Consider the following 13,455-nt stretch of genomic DNA (forward strand, 5'->3'; position numbering starts at 1 on the left):
GACAACACAAGACCCAGAATCTCCGCACAATAAATAATCATTCCAAGAGCCTATTCCCAATGCATTTCTTGAGTCTTTAATATTTTTCGCGTAATCTGACTCTGCCCTCTTTTAGATTCTTGTCAAAATTCTCACTTATCTCTAAATGGCACTCGCAATAATCACACATGAGCATGCGACAAGCCTCTAAAACTTGTTCAGCATTGCGTCATATCGACGCAAGATCGACACGACGCTTTATGCATCCGAGGCACAGTCATATCCATACAACTACCTAGTCTTGGCCACAAGAATAATAACTACCCATTAATCCGCAAAAAGATCGACTTTCTCACACTCGAAAGTATCATCCTTCTCAGGCGTAGCGATCTATTCAGTCGTTTAGCAAGACGCTTGTTAATTGAAGAAATTACCAAGCAACTCACACTCCCTGAGGAGTTCACTCAACAAGCCCTCACAAACCATTGCCAACAAAACCAACTCAGAAACGAAGAAGCCCTTAATCACTGGTTATCAAAGCGGTGCATCAGCAAAGATGAGCTTCTTGAGCAGCTCAGTCTTCCCATCAAGCTCAGCAAATTTGCTTTGGATTCTTTTGGCGCCAAGGCAGAGGCCCGATTACTTCAACGCAAAGAAGAATTAGATCAGGCCATCTACAGCCTTCTCAGGGTGAAAGATTCAGGCATCCCCCTTGAGCTTTAGCTCCAATTGGAGGTTGGTGAAACGAGCTTCGAGAAGCTGGCGACCAACTACAGCGAAGGGCCTGAGCAAAGAAATGGTGGCAGGGTGGGACCCACCCTGATCTCGCGCGACCATCCCCAGCTTCAACAACGTCTAAGAGATGACGCCATGCGACAACGGATGGAAAGCGAACTTCTTGAGCAATGGATCACAACTGAAACGAACAATCTCGTCAAAGCGATTTGCAGCCGCGAGAATGACCTTTAGAAAGCCTGCCTCTCCTGACGACAACCTCATCCAATGGGCTGCAGGCCCTGCAGTAAATCTTCCTCGAACGCGGCACAGCCCGCCTTCTGGGTGAAGAAGATGGCCGTCTCAGCACCCCCGCCAAACGGGATGCAGGAAAACTGGTTGGAGCGGCTTCTTTCTTACGAGGTTCTCCCTAGGAAGACGTGCGAATGGCATCTGAGCCTTTAGTGCGCAGGCTGAGCGACGAAGACTTTCTGGATTTAAAGCAAAACAACCCAACCATTCGGGCTGAATGCTTTGGCCATCTATGAACGGCCGAACTGGCATCGCGATCGCTGAACAACTGGATTGAAGAGCTACTGCCCCAAGAGCAGAACCTCGATGACAACGACGCTGCTGCAGTGCAACAAGCACGGAACGTGATTCAACACCTAAGCAGACAAGTCGAAAGCCGAAGAAATCCCAAGCCCCGCTACGCCCTCCCATCAGCCACTTCAACAGCGAACAAGAGAACAATCAGGACTTCTTCGTGGGCGAAGAGGGGCCGTTGCAGGCAACCCCAGCGCCGATCCAAGGTGCGCGATTACATCCAGGGGCTGGATTCCTGAGCTAGAAGCGCCACATCGCCGTTAAAACCATGGCCAGCACGCCCACCATCAACATCGGTATCTCAGAAGCCCAACGGAATGAGATCGCGGAAGGCCTCAGCCGTTTGCTTGCGGACACCTATGTGCTGTACGGCAAAACCCACGGTTTCCACTGGAACGTGACCGGCCCCATGTTCAACACCCTGCACCTGATGTTCATGGGGCAGTACACCGAACTCTGGAATGCTCTCGATGTGATCGCCGAGCGCATCCGGGCCCTGGGCGTGGTCGCACCCCACGGTGGTTCCACCCTGGCCGGCCTGGCATCGATCAAGGAAGCCGATCAGCAACCCGCAGCGCTCGACATGGTGCGCGAGTTGGTGGCCGGCCATGAAGCGGTGGCACGCACAGCCCGCAGCGTGTTCCCACTGGCCGAGGCTGCCAGTGATGAACCCACGGCTGACCTGCTCACCCAGCGTCTGCAGATTCACGAGAAGACCGCCTGGATGTTGCGCAGCCTCCTGGAGGAGTGAAATCGGAGGGGGTCCTCAGCCCTTGGGGTGCTCGGTACATTGAAGAGTCACCCGGGGGGTCATGGCCAAGTTCGTCTTCGTCACCGGTGGAGTGGTCTCCAGCATCGGCAAGGGCATCGTGGCCGCCAGCCTTGGGCGGTTGCTGAAATCACGCGGATACAGCGTGTCGATCCTGAAGCTGGATCCCTACCTGAATGTGGATCCCGGCACCATGAGCCCGTATCAACACGGCGAGGTGTTCGTCACTGAGGACGGCGCCGAGACCGATCTTGATCTCGGCCACTACGAACGCTTCACCGACACGGCGATGTCACGCCTGAACAGCGTGACCACCGGCTCGATCTATCAGTCGGTGATTAACAAGGAACGCAGGGGCGACTACAACGGCGGCACCGTGCAGGTAATCCCGCACATCACGGGGGAGATCCGCGATCGCATTCACCGCGTTGCCTCCAACAGCAATGCGGATGTGGTGATCACCGAGATCGGCGGCACCGTGGGCGACATCGAATCCCTGCCCTTCCTCGAGGCCATTCGAGAATTCAGGGGGGATGTGGGTCGCCATGATCTGGCCTACATCCATGTGACCCTGCTGCCCTACATCGGCACCTCAGGCGAACTGAAGACCAAACCCACCCAGCACTCGGTGAAGGAGCTGCGCTCGATCGGCATCCAACCAGATGTGCTGGTGTGCCGCAGCGACAGGGAGATCAACGCTGAACTCAAACGCAAAATCGGCGGATTCTGTGGCGTGCTCGAGCGGGCCGTGATCCCCTCCCTCGATGCCGACAGCATTTATGCCGTGCCCCAGACCCTCGAAGAACAGGGGCTGTGCAGGGAAGTGCTGGATGTGCTCAATCTCACCGACCATGAGAGCGACATGAGCGCCTGGCAGCAGCTGGTGCACAAAATGCGCAACCCCGGTCCGGCCGTGAAGGTGGCCCTGGTCGGCAAGTACGTGCAACTCAATGACGCCTACCTCTCGGTGGTGGAAGCCCTGCGCCACGCTTGTCTCGCCCAGGATGCCTCCCTCGACCTGCACTGGGTCTGCGCGGAAGAGATCGAAAACCGCGGCGCTGATGCCCTGCTGCATGGCATGGATGCCGTGGTTGTACCGGGCGGCTTCGGCAACCGTGGTGTGGATGGCAAGGTGGCAGCAATCCGTTGGGCAAGGGAACAGCGCATTCCGTTCCTGGGGTTGTGCCTGGGCATGCAGTGCGCGGTGATCGAGTGGGCCCGGAACCTGGCTGGCTTACCGGATGCCACCAGTGCGGAACTGGAGCCCGGCACCAGCCATCCGGTGATTCACCTCCTGCCGGAACAGCAGGACGTGGTGGACCTGGGCGGCACCATGCGCCTCGGGGTGTACCCCTGCCGAATCGCTGAGGGCTCCATGGCCGATCGGCTCTATGGCGATGAAGTGGTGTACGAACGTCACCGCCATCGCTACGAGTTCAACAATGCCTACCGCAATCTCTTTCTTGAATCGGGGTATCGGATCAGCGGCAGCTCCCCAGACGGGCGCCTGGTGGAACTGATCGAACTACCGGAGCATCCGTTCTTCACGGCTTGCCAGTACCACCCGGAATTCCTCTCCCGGCCAGGCCAACCCCATCCCCTTTTCCGTGGCCTGATCGAAGCCGCCCAACAACGACTGCCGAACAGTCCCAGCGAAATCAAGGCCACGGCGTGAGTCAGGGTCCGCCGGATTCCGCCTCTCTCCCGGTGGTGGAGACCTTTCACTCCCTCCAGGGAGAGGGTCTCCATGCCGGCCGCAGTGCTTTCTTCATCCGCCTGGCGGGATGCAGCGTGGGCTGCAGCTGGTGCGACACCAAACACTCCTGGCCTGCTGAATCCCATCCGTTGAGGCCCCTCCAGAGCCTTGCCACCGAAGCAGCGGCTGCAGCCAGCGACGGTGCGGCCTTTGTGGTGATCACAGGCGGCGAACCGCTGCATCACAACCTCGACGCCCTCGCGCAGGCCCTGCGCAGCGCCTGCGGGCTGCCGCTGCATCTGGAAACCAGCGGTGTCGACCCGCTCAGTGGTGATCCCGACTGGATCACCCTTTCGCCGAAACGCCACGCGCCTCCCCGGGCGGAGCTACTGAGCTGCTGCCATGAACTGAAGGTGGTGGTGCATAATCCCGCCGACCTGCTGTTCGCTGACGTGGTGGCAGCGCAAGCGCCGCAGGCCACCTGGCTGCTGCAACCCGGATGGGACAGTGCTGAAGGGCAACAGCTTGCGCTCGATGCTGCACGCCGCAACGGCCATTGGCGACTCAGCCTGCAAAGTCACAAGTGGCTTGGGGTGCGTTGAGCCGATACAACCGGCAGGTCATCAACACCGGATGCCCCCATGCGCCTGGCGCTGCTCATGGCACTGATGCTGGCCAGCGGCCATGGGCTCCATGGGCACGCACAACCGCAGCCCCCGCAACGGGTGCCGAAGCGCACAGGGGTCTCCAACCTGGCGCTGCTCAGTTCCTCGCGGCCCCGGCAGCTACCCAGCTCCCACAGGCCCTTCCGGCCGGGGGAGTCGCTGCGGCTGAGCTATCCACTCGACCGGCCCGCCGAAGAAGTGCAGCCCTACGGCTGGCGCTACTCAAACCAGCGCAAGCGCTGGCGCATGCATGTGGGACACGACCTGATCGCTCCGGCCGCCACACCCGTGCTCGCCATGCTCTCCGGGCGGGTGCACCTGGTTCAGGCGATCAGTGGCTACGGCCTCACTGTTCTGCTGGACCATGGCCGGGGATGGCAGACCGTGTATGCCCACCTGCAGAAAGCAGATGTGAGGCCAGGTGAGCTGGTGCGGGCCGGTGAGCGCATCGGCCGCGTTGGCCGCAGCGGATCAGCCAGCACCGACCATCTGCACGTGGAGCTGCGACACCTGCAGGGACGGCAGGCCTATGCCCTTGATCTGGCACCGCTCCTTCCCCACTGAAGGACAACGCTGAAATCCCACATCTAACCCCGCTAGGTTCGGCCGATGGATGATCTCCAGCCAGCCGTACAGGCCTCTCTCGCCGCCCTGGGTGCCGACACCCTCGACCTGCTGCGCCGCAGCGACTTGCTGCACTCGCTGGTTCGCCGCCAACTGATGGAACAAGCAACCGTCGAGCTCACGCCGCCGGATGAGCTGGTGCAGAAAGCCCTGATCAACCATTGCCGGCAGGAGCAGCTCAATGACGAAGCCGCCCTGAACAGCTGGCTTGAGGAGCGCAGCCTCAACAGAAAGGAACTGCTGCATCAACTCAGCCTCCCCCTGAAATTATCCAAGCTGTCCCTCGACTGGTTCGGAGTTCAGGCTGAAGCTCGGTTCCTTCAGCGCAAGGAAGCCCTGGATCAAGCGACCTACAGCCTGCTGCGCGTGAAGGACTCGGGCATGGCCCATGAGCTGTACCTGCAGCTGGAAGCTGGCGAAGCCAACTTTGAAAGCCTGGCCAAAGATCACAGCGAGGGGCCGGAAAAAAGCAGCAGTGGTCTGGTCGGACCGGCCAGCCTCATGCGCGCCCATCCCCGACTGCGTACTGCTTTGCGCACAGCCACCCCGGGCGTGGTGCTGGAGCCGATGCTGATCGAACAGTGGTGGGTGGTCACCCGGCTGGAGGAGCGCCACGAAGCCAGCTTTGATGACGCCATGCGTCAGAGGATGGCGGAGGAACTGCTTCAGAACTGGTTGCAAATGCAAACAATTTCAGTCATGAAATCGTTTTCAAATCTTGGAAAATAGATAAAGCGCAACTGCACAACCCTGGAACTCGCAACGTCGAACGGACTCAGTGCCCTACGCGCCAAATTTCGCGAGCTGGGGGAAGCACAGCGCTACGAGTTGGGACAACCGCTCTGCGAAGGCCGCTTCATTCCCGGGCAGGTTCTGCTAATCGAAACGGGGAATGCTCGGCTGCTCGGTGAACAGGACGGTCGCCTCAGCACTCTCACCAAACTCGAAGCCGGCAGCGTGATCGGTGTGGCCTCGCTACTCCGCGGTGCCGGCTGTGAAGACGTTCGCGCCGCCTCGGAGCTCGTTGCGCGCTGCCTGAGCGATGAGCAGTTTCTCGAGTTGATACAGAGCGATGCAGCCATTGCCGCCAGCTGCCGTCATCACCTCTGGGAGGCGGAGTTAGCCGCTGTGCTGCAGAACCTGCTGAACAGGTCCCCCAAGCAATCCCGTTCCCTCAGCAGCTGGCTGAGTGAACTGCTGCCGTTGGCCCACCTCCTCGAGGCCTCGGACAGCTCAGCTGTGCAGTCAGCACTGAGCGCGCAACAGCGCCTGTTCCTCGCCAGCAGTCCGGACAATCCGGATCTCGGTACACCAGGCGATGAACTGCAGGACACCGATGCGATCGCGGCCCTTCCGGCAGACCGCCATGGCTGGCCCCTGCGCCTGATTGCCCTTCCGGCAACAGCATTACAGGACCTCGAGCCCGATGCAGCAGCTGACACCCTGCTCGAAGCGGAGGTGATCAGTCCATCCCCAGACAGCGCCCTGAGCCGAAGTGACATTCCCCAGGCACCGCTCCGTCCACCGGTGAGTCGGTTCAATCAACCAGGAACCGACAACCGCGATTTCTTCGTGGCCGGCGAAGGGGTGGTGGAGGAGACCCTGGCCTGTTTCCAGATGCTCACGAAGCTGATGAAGCTTCCGTTCCGGCGCGATGCCATCGAGCGGGTGCTGCGCGATCAGCTGCGCCGGGGGCAAACGCCCACCCTCAGGCTCTGCGGACAGATTGCAGCAGGCCTGGGGTTGCATGTCTCCGGCGCCAAGGTGGCCGCTCGGATGGGATTGCGCCTGCAGACTCCCACCCTGGTGCCCTGGGGGGAGGCGTTTGCCCTTGCCGTTCGCAGCGATCAGCGCGGACTGGTGCTCGCCTCCCCCAGCCAAGGGTTCGTGGAACTGGATGCCGAGCAGCTCGATAACGCATTCCCCGAAGGCATCGATCTGTTGCTGCTGGATCGCACCAGCACCACACCGGAACAGACCTTTGGCCCTTCCTGGTTCTGGCCAGCTCTGAAGCGCTACCGCGGGGTGCTGATTCAGGTGTTGACCGCCAGCTTTGTGGTGCAGCTGTTCACCCTGGCCAACCCCCTGCTGATTCAGGTGATCATCGACAAGGTGATCTCTCAGCGCAGCCTGGACACCCTGCAGGTGCTGGGCTTCGCCCTGGTGGCCGTCACCCTGCTGGAGGGGGTCCTTGGCAGTTTGAAAACCTATCTGTTCTCGGAAACCACCAACCGCATCGACCAGCGGCTGGGTGCGGAGGTGATCGACCACTTGCTGCGCCTCCCCCTCGGCTATTTCGACCGACGACCGGTGGGTGAGCTCGGGTCGCGCATCAGTGAGCTGGAGAAGATCCGCAACTTCCTCACCGGCCAGGCCCTCACCACGGTTCTGGATGCAGCTTTTTCGCTGATCTACATCGTGGTGATGCTGATTTACAGCTGGCTGCTCACCCTGATCGCCCTGGCGGTTCTGCCGATCCAGGTGGGACTCACCCTGCTGGGTGCCCCCCTGTTCCGGCGCCAATACCGCAAGGCCGCCGAGGCCAACGCCTCCACCCAAAGCCATCTGGTTGAGGTGCTCACCGGAATTCAAACGGTGAAAAGCCAGAACGTGGAAATGATCAGCCGCTGGACCTGGCAGGAGCGCTACGGGAAGTACATCAGCCGCAGCTTTGAGAAAACAATCACCGGCACGGCCCTGAGCCAGACCTCCCAGGTGCTCCAGAAGATCTCCCAGCTGCTTGTGCTGTGGGTGGGCGCCACCCTGGTGCTATCAGGCGATCTCACCCTTGGCCAGCTGATCGCGTTCCGGATCATCTCCGGCTATGTCACCCAACCACTGCTGCGCCTGTCCTCGATCTGGCAGACGATCCAGGAACTGCGCGTGAGCTTTGAGCGCCTGGCGGATGTGATCGACACCCCCCAGGAATCAGACGATCAGGACAAAGCCAAGGTGCCCCTGCCACCGATCGAGGGCGCCGTGAGCTTCGACAACCTCACGTTCGGCTTCAGCCCCGGCACCCCACCGGTGCTGCACGACGTGTCCCTGCAGATCAAAGCAGGCACCTTCGTGGGGATCGTGGGACAGAGCGGCAGCGGCAAGAGCACCCTGATGAAACTGCTACCGCGGCTGTACTCACCAGATCAGGGCCGCATCCTGATCGACGGCTACGACATCGACAAAGTGGAGCTTTATTCGCTGCGTCGCCAGATCGGCATCGTTCCCCAGGATCCCCTCTTGTTCTCCGGCAACGTGAACGAGAACATCGCCCTCACCCAGCCGGATGCCTCCAGTGAAGAGATCGTGCTCGCCGCGCAAGTGGCCTGTGCCCACGATTTCATCATGGAGCTGCCAGCCGGTTACAGCACACCGGTGGGCGAGCGGGGCGCCTCCCTCAGCGGTGGGCAGCGGCAGCGCATCGCCATCGCCCGAACCCTGCTGGCCAATCCCAAGCTTCTGGTGATGGATGAAGCCACCAGCGCTTTGGACTATGAAACCGAACGCAAGGTTTGCGACAACCTGATCCAGGCTCTGCACGACTGCACCGTTTTCTTCATCACCCACCGTCTGTCCACCGTGCGCCGAGCCGATCTGATTGTGGTGATGCACCAAGGAGCCCTGGTGGAGCAGGGAACCCACGATGAATTGATGGACCGTCGCGGTCGGTACTACGCCCTTTATCGCCAGCAGGAGGCCAGCTGACATGACCATGAATCCCAACAACGGACCGAACGATCAGGAGCAGTCCAGCCCGGCCGGGAAGCTGGTGAAGCAGGCCCGCTCAGCCCTTGAAAGCCGCATCACCACGATTTCCGACCAGGAAAACGTGCTGCAGCAAAGCCGCTTCTGGATGAAGACGGTGACCTGGACCCTGATCGGCACCACCGCACTGGGCATCGGCTGGCTCGCCGTTGCCCGCACCGAGGAAGTGGTGGTGGCCAAGGGCAAACTGGAACCGGTGGGCAACGTGAAGGATGTGCGCATTCCGCCCGGTGGCGTGGTGGAGGAGATCCTGGTGAAAAGTGGCCAACGGGTGAGCAAGGGGCAGGCCTTGATCCGCCTCGATCAAGAAAGTTCCGCTGAACAGCTGAAATCACTCAGACAAGGGCTGGAAGAAAAAACAACCCAAATCAGCCAGAAAGAGCAGCAGTTGCAGCTCAAAAAACTGGAGCGCGTCCGCACCGAAGAACTGAACCGGGAACAGGTGGCCACAACCCGGGCCAATCTCGGACTCGAGCAAGAGATTCTCACGCGCCTGGCAAGCCTGGCCAAGGAGGGCGCCGTGCAAGACATTCAATACCTGCAACAGCGCAACAAGGTGCAGGAGCTCAAGGGCGAACTCACCAAACGGGATCTGGATGGACGCCGTCAGATCAACCAGATCGATCAACAGATTGAACAACTCAATGCCGAGCTCGCAGGACTGCGCAGCGAACGGGCCCAGCTGAACGCGAACCTCACCGACGTGCGGGTCACCAACAAAAACCAGACCCTGCGCGCTCCGGTGGATGGAATCGTGTTTGATCTCAAACTCAACAACCCCGGCTTTGTCTCCCAGGCCATGTCATCGGAGGTGGCCTTGAAGGTGGTTCCCTTCAACACCCTGGAAGCCGATGTGGAGATCCCCAGCAACAAGATCGGTTTCGTACGCCCTGGCCAACCAGCCGATATCAGCATCGATTCCTTCCCCGCCACAGACTTCGGCGTGCTGGCCGGAACCGTGCAAGCGGTCGGCTCGGACGCCCTCGCCCCTGACCCCCAGCAGATGCGTCAGGAATACACCTATCCGGCAGTGATCAAGCTTGATAGCCAGCAACTCAAACTCAACGACGGCAAGGAGTTACCTCTGCAGGTGGGCATGTCGCTAACGGCCAACATCAAACTGCGCAGCGTCAGCTATCTGCAGCTCCTGCTGAATACATTCCAAAGCAAAACTGATTCCCTGAGGCAGCTCTGAGCCCCCAGGCCAATCAGCCCAAAGGGCTGTTCAAAGCTTCACTGCTTTCTGCTGGCGGGTTTCCGCTTTCCAGAGGCGCCAACGCAGTTCGGCACCCTCTGGCAAATCCACCACAATCGGCCATGACGGGTTGTAAGGCACCAGATAGGGCTGCAGGCCCAGGGAGAGGAACGAGCGTTTCACGGGCTCTCCAGGTGGGCAAGCCTTTTTGGTGCTGATCACGCGCAACGGTCCCCCCACTTCAAACAGGGCCTTGCCCGACGCCTGGGGCAGCATGCGCATGGTCATCCCAGGACCGGACAACCTCTGAAGGTTGCAATCCAAGGTCACCTCCTGGCCCACGATCAACTGAATGCGCCAGTCGAGCGGATGGGCTGAAACCAGCGGATCGGTGGTCTTCGGCAGCAGCCCGGACGGCTGGATCACCCAGCGCTGCAATCCCGGTGCCGGTTGCGGATAACCGCTCAGGTTCAAGCGGGGGATTGCTGCCACGGGGTCGAGAGCACTCACCAGGATCAAGGAGGCCCCGGCAAAAGCCCTGGAGATCGTCGTCAGAGACTGAGAGAAGGCCATCGTCGACACCCGTGCGGCAACAGAATGCCCAGCATGACCGATTCCACCGCGATCGCCCTGCTCTCCGGAGGGCTCGACTCCGCCACTGCCGCTGCGCTGGCTCAGGAAGCCGGTTATCGCGTGATCGGCCTGTCGTTCGATTATGGCCAGCGCCACCGCCGGGAACTTCAGGCCGCTGAGGAGATCGCCCAGGTCCTGAACCTGTTCGAACATCACATCATCAGCGTGAACCTGGCGAGCTGGGGAGGGTCATCCCTCACGGACACAACGCAATCTCTTCCCACCGATGGGGTCCGGGAGGGCACGATTCCCAGCACCTACGTGCCCGGTCGCAACACAGTGTTCATCAGCATCGGCCTGAGCCTGGCGGAAGCCCGCAGTGCCACACAAGTGGTGTTGGGCATCAATGCCGTGGATTACTCCGGCTATCCGGATTGCCGACCGGATTACCTCAACGCCTTTCAGACGTTGGCAGATCTCAGCAGCAAGGTGGGCCGGGAAGGTCGGGGCCCGCGCCTATGGGCACCACTGGTGGTGTGGAGCAAACAAAAAATTGTGGAAGAAGCACTACGCCTGGGGGTCCCGATCGAACGCACCTGGAGCTGTTACAGCGGCGGTGATCACCCCTGCGGCGTGTGTGACAGCTGCCGGATCCGCGATGCCGCGCTGCGGGATGCCGGTCGCCCTGATCTCTGCAGCAGCAACAGCCGATGACCCTGCTGCGCAGGCGACTGCCCTGGATCAACCCCACCAGAGCGGCGGCGGCGCTGGCCCGCCACCACGGTGAGCAGGGACTGGTCTGGCTCGATGGTGACGGTGGCCCCCTCGGGCAACGCATCACCCTGGCGGTGGACCCCGTCGAGCAGCACTGCTGCCGCGGCCTGCCTGGAGATTCCGGCGCCCGCAATCCCTTCACCACTCTGCGGGAGCTGACAGCGGGGCACTGGACCGGTTGGCTGAGTTACGACGCCGCCGCCTGGACAGAACCCGGCAACCCATGGCGCCGGGACCCGATGGCCAGCCTCTGGATCGCCCGCCACGACCCTGTGCTGCGCTTTGACCTGCAGGCCAGAGAGCTTCACCTGGAAGGCATCGACCCCTCTCGCCATGCCGCGATGGCACAACTGCTGGAGACCCAGCCAATCGAAGCCATCCCATCCGAAGCCAGCACGAAGCAGCCGCTGGGCTGCACCTGGCAACGCCAAAGCGACCGTGAAGCCTTCATGGCCGGGGTGATGCGCATCCGCGAACTGATCGCCAGTGGCGATCTGTTTCAGGCGAATCTCACTAGCTGTGCCAGTGCCGAGCTGCAAGACCCGATCAGCAACCTCAACCTGTACGAACGCCTGCGTCAACGTTGCCCGGCCCCATTCAGCGGTGTGCTGATCGGCGGCGGAGCGGCCGCCGGCGAAGCGGTGCTCTCCACCTCCCCAGAGCGGTTCCTGCAAGTGAATCCGGAGGGCGCTGTGCAGACCCGACCGATCAAGGGCACCCGTCCACGCCATGCCGACCCCTTGATCGACGATGCCCTCGCAGCGGAGCTGGTGTGCAGCGCCAAGGACCGGGCCGAAAACGTAATGATCGTGGATCTGCTGCGCAACGATCTCGGTCGCGTCTGCAAACCGGGATCCGTGCAGGTGCCGGACCTGGTACGGCTTGAAAGCTATGCCCGTGTGCATCACCTCACCTCGGTGGTGACCGGCCAGTTGCGCGCCGGCACCACTTGGGTGGATCTGCTTGAAGCCAGCTGGCCGGGGGGCTCGATCACGGGCGCTCCCAAGCTGCGCGCCTGCCAGCGACTGCAGGAGCTAGAGCCTCTGGGCCGAGGCCCCTACTGCGGCTCGATCCTGCACATCGACTGGGATGGCGGCTTCGACAGCAACATCCTGATCCGCTCCCTCCTGCGCAAGGACCACCAGCTCCGTCTGCACGCGGGATGCGGGATCGTGGCCGACTCCGATCCTGCAGAAGAGGCGGAGGAACTCAACTGGAAACTGCTGCCCCTGCTGGAGGCGCTGGCATGAGCGCTCCGGTACTGGGATGGATCAACGGCCACTGGAGTGAAGCCAAGACCCTGGGTCTCCCCTTGACGGACAGGGGGTTGCAGCTCGCGGACGGTCTGTTTGAAACCGTGCTCGTCCTTAACGGGGACGCCCAATTGCTGGACGCCCACCTGCAGCGCTGGCAGCACAGCGCAGCCCTTCTGGGGATGGCACCGCCACCCAGCCAGTCCTGGCTCCATCTGCTGATCCAAGAGGGCATCGCCAAAGCAGACCTCAACGGTCCAGGCCTGGCGGGGGCCCTGCGGCTGAACTGGAGCCGCGGCCAAGCAGCCGAGCGGGGCATCGGCCTGCCCCCTGGCGAACCCGATCGCGACGCGCACTGCTTCTGGCTCACCCTGCAGCGCCATCACCCCTGCTTCACCCCTGCCCAGGCCTGGATCAGCGTTGAGGAGCAACGCAACGCCTCCAGCCGGTTGAGCCGCTGCAAAACCTTTGCCTACGGCCAGGCGATCCAGGCCCGCCGGGAAGCCCAGACGCACGGCGCCGAACTGGCCCTGCTGCGCAACACCAGCGGAGAGCTCTGCTGTGGCGACAGCGCCAACCTGCTCCTGCGGCGGCAGGGCCAGTGGATCACACCGCCTCTGAGCAGCGGCTGCCTGCCCGGGGTGATGCGGGCCCGGGCTCTGGAGCTGGGTCTGGCCGTGGAGGCGCACCTTGGCCCCGACCTGCAGACAGGGGACCTAGCTCTGCTCATCAACAGCCTCAGCTGCCGCCCCCTGCAGATGCTCAATGCACAGGCATTGCAACCGTGCTCGAATCCGGAGCAGCTCTGGAGAGAGCTCCTGCAGGCTTAGGTGTTACGTATTCGC

General features: G+C 61.5%; 13 protein-coding genes. 12 read left to right on the forward strand and 1 reads right to left on the reverse strand.

The genetic code is table 11. The features are described 5' to 3' along the window. Positions 1 to 393: 393 nt before the first annotated feature. The 9 genes from SynMEDNS5_RS13210 to SynMEDNS5_RS12640 all read left to right on the forward strand — a co-directional run bounded on the left by SynMEDNS5_RS13210 (position 394) and on the right by SynMEDNS5_RS12640 (position 10,010). Positions 394 to 702, forward strand: coding sequence for a hypothetical protein (locus SynMEDNS5_RS13210; RefSeq protein ID WP_255440176.1), 309 nt, complete (start codon positions 394 to 396; stop codon positions 700 to 702). 6 nt (positions 703 to 708) lie between these two features. Further along, positions 709 to 948, forward strand: a complete 240-nt coding sequence (locus tag SynMEDNS5_RS13215; RefSeq protein ID WP_255440177.1) for a hypothetical protein — start codon at positions 709 to 711, stop codon at positions 946 to 948. Between the two features lie 619 nt (positions 949 to 1,567). Continuing rightward, the gene (locus SynMEDNS5_RS12610; protein WP_304623110.1) at positions 1,568 to 2,050 is read left to right on the forward strand and encodes a Dps family protein; all 483 of its coding nucleotides are present in this window, start codon (positions 1,568 to 1,570) and stop codon (positions 2,048 to 2,050) included. A gap of 61 nt (positions 2,051 to 2,111) precedes the next feature. Then, positions 2,112 to 3,743, forward strand: coding sequence for a CTP synthase (locus tag SynMEDNS5_RS12615; protein ID WP_186583675.1), 1,632 nt, complete (start codon positions 2,112 to 2,114; stop codon positions 3,741 to 3,743). Further along, a complete protein-coding gene (locus SynMEDNS5_RS12620) occupies positions 3,740 to 4,366 on the forward strand; it encodes a 7-carboxy-7-deazaguanine synthase QueE (protein ID WP_186583676.1) in 627 nt (208 codons plus the stop codon). Before SynMEDNS5_RS12615 ends, SynMEDNS5_RS12620 begins: the two co-directional genes overlap by 4 nt. A 39-nt stretch (positions 4,367 to 4,405) precedes the next feature. Then, positions 4,406 to 4,993, forward strand: a complete 588-nt coding sequence (locus SynMEDNS5_RS12625; RefSeq protein WP_186583677.1) for a M23 family metallopeptidase — start codon at positions 4,406 to 4,408, stop codon at positions 4,991 to 4,993. Positions 4,994 to 5,038: 45 nt separating this feature from the next. Further along, on the forward strand, positions 5,039 to 5,782 hold the full coding sequence (locus SynMEDNS5_RS12630) for a peptidylprolyl isomerase (RefSeq protein WP_186583678.1): 744 nt from the start codon (positions 5,039 to 5,041) through the stop codon (positions 5,780 to 5,782). A 99-nt stretch (positions 5,783 to 5,881) separates the two neighbouring features. Beyond that, entirely contained in the window at positions 5,882 to 8,755 is a 2,874-nt protein-coding gene (locus SynMEDNS5_RS12635; RefSeq protein ID WP_255440179.1) for an ABC transporter transmembrane domain-containing protein, read from the forward strand. A gap of 7 nt (positions 8,756 to 8,762) precedes the next feature. Continuing rightward, positions 8,763 to 10,010, forward strand: a complete 1,248-nt coding sequence (locus tag SynMEDNS5_RS12640; RefSeq protein ID WP_370593597.1) for an HlyD family secretion protein — start codon at positions 8,763 to 8,765, stop codon at positions 10,008 to 10,010. A gap of 30 nt (positions 10,011 to 10,040) precedes the next feature. Here SynMEDNS5_RS12640 and SynMEDNS5_RS12645 read toward each other — a convergent pair whose 3' ends face one another. Further along, positions 10,041 to 10,583, reverse strand: a complete 543-nt coding sequence (locus SynMEDNS5_RS12645; RefSeq protein WP_186583680.1) for an ecotin family protein — start codon at positions 10,581 to 10,583, stop codon at positions 10,041 to 10,043. A 33-nt stretch (positions 10,584 to 10,616) separates the two neighbouring features. On the opposite strand from SynMEDNS5_RS12645, the gene queC reads away from it, so the two are divergent. Genes queC through SynMEDNS5_RS12660 form a run of 3 tightly spaced genes read left to right on the forward strand, consistent with a single transcriptional unit; the run spans position 10,617 to position 13,440 of the window. After that, a complete protein-coding gene (gene queC, locus SynMEDNS5_RS12650) occupies positions 10,617 to 11,297 on the forward strand; it encodes a 7-cyano-7-deazaguanine synthase QueC (protein ID WP_186583681.1) in 681 nt (226 codons plus the stop codon). After that, positions 11,294 to 12,607 (forward strand): anthranilate synthase component I family protein, encoded by a 1,314-nt coding sequence (locus SynMEDNS5_RS12655; protein WP_186583682.1) that lies wholly within the window; start codon positions 11,294 to 11,296, stop codon positions 12,605 to 12,607. The genes queC and SynMEDNS5_RS12655 overlap by 4 nt, the downstream gene beginning before the upstream one ends. Beyond that, complete coding sequence (locus SynMEDNS5_RS12660) at positions 12,604 to 13,440, forward strand: aminotransferase class IV (RefSeq protein ID WP_186583683.1); 837 nt, start codon at positions 12,604 to 12,606, stop codon at positions 13,438 to 13,440. Before SynMEDNS5_RS12655 ends, SynMEDNS5_RS12660 begins: the two co-directional genes overlap by 4 nt. Positions 13,441 to 13,455 lie beyond the last annotated feature (15 nt).

Origin of the sequence: Synechococcus sp. MEDNS5, from assembly GCF_014279875.1 — a bacterium.
In the GTDB taxonomy this organism is placed as follows: domain Bacteria; phylum Cyanobacteriota; class Cyanobacteriia; order PCC-6307; family Cyanobiaceae; genus Synechococcus_C.

Bases quoted from the DNA above. Each gene is read 5' to 3' on its own strand.
- queC (WP_186583681.1), top strand. From the start codon at position 10,617: ATGACCGATTCCACCGCGATCGCCCTGCTCTCCGGAGGGCTCGACTCC.
- SynMEDNS5_RS12615 (WP_186583675.1), top strand. From the start codon at position 2,112: ATGGCCAAGTTCGTCTTCGTCACCGGTGGAGTGGTCTCCAGCATCGGC.
- SynMEDNS5_RS12645 (WP_186583680.1), bottom strand. From the start codon at position 10,583: ATGGCCTTCTCTCAGTCTCTGACGACGATCTCCAGGGCTTTTGCCGGG.
- SynMEDNS5_RS12655 (WP_186583682.1), top strand. From the start codon at position 11,294: ATGACCCTGCTGCGCAGGCGACTGCCCTGGATCAACCCCACCAGAGCG.
- SynMEDNS5_RS12610 (WP_304623110.1), top strand. From the start codon at position 1,568: ATGGCCAGCACGCCCACCATCAACATCGGTATCTCAGAAGCCCAACGG.
- SynMEDNS5_RS12625 (WP_186583677.1), top strand. From the start codon at position 4,406: ATGCGCCTGGCGCTGCTCATGGCACTGATGCTGGCCAGCGGCCATGGG.
- SynMEDNS5_RS12630 (WP_186583678.1), top strand. From the start codon at position 5,039: ATGGATGATCTCCAGCCAGCCGTACAGGCCTCTCTCGCCGCCCTGGGT.
- SynMEDNS5_RS12660 (WP_186583683.1), top strand. From the start codon at position 12,604: ATGAGCGCTCCGGTACTGGGATGGATCAACGGCCACTGGAGTGAAGCC.
- SynMEDNS5_RS12640 (WP_370593597.1), top strand. From the start codon at position 8,763: ATGAATCCCAACAACGGACCGAACGATCAGGAGCAGTCCAGCCCGGCC.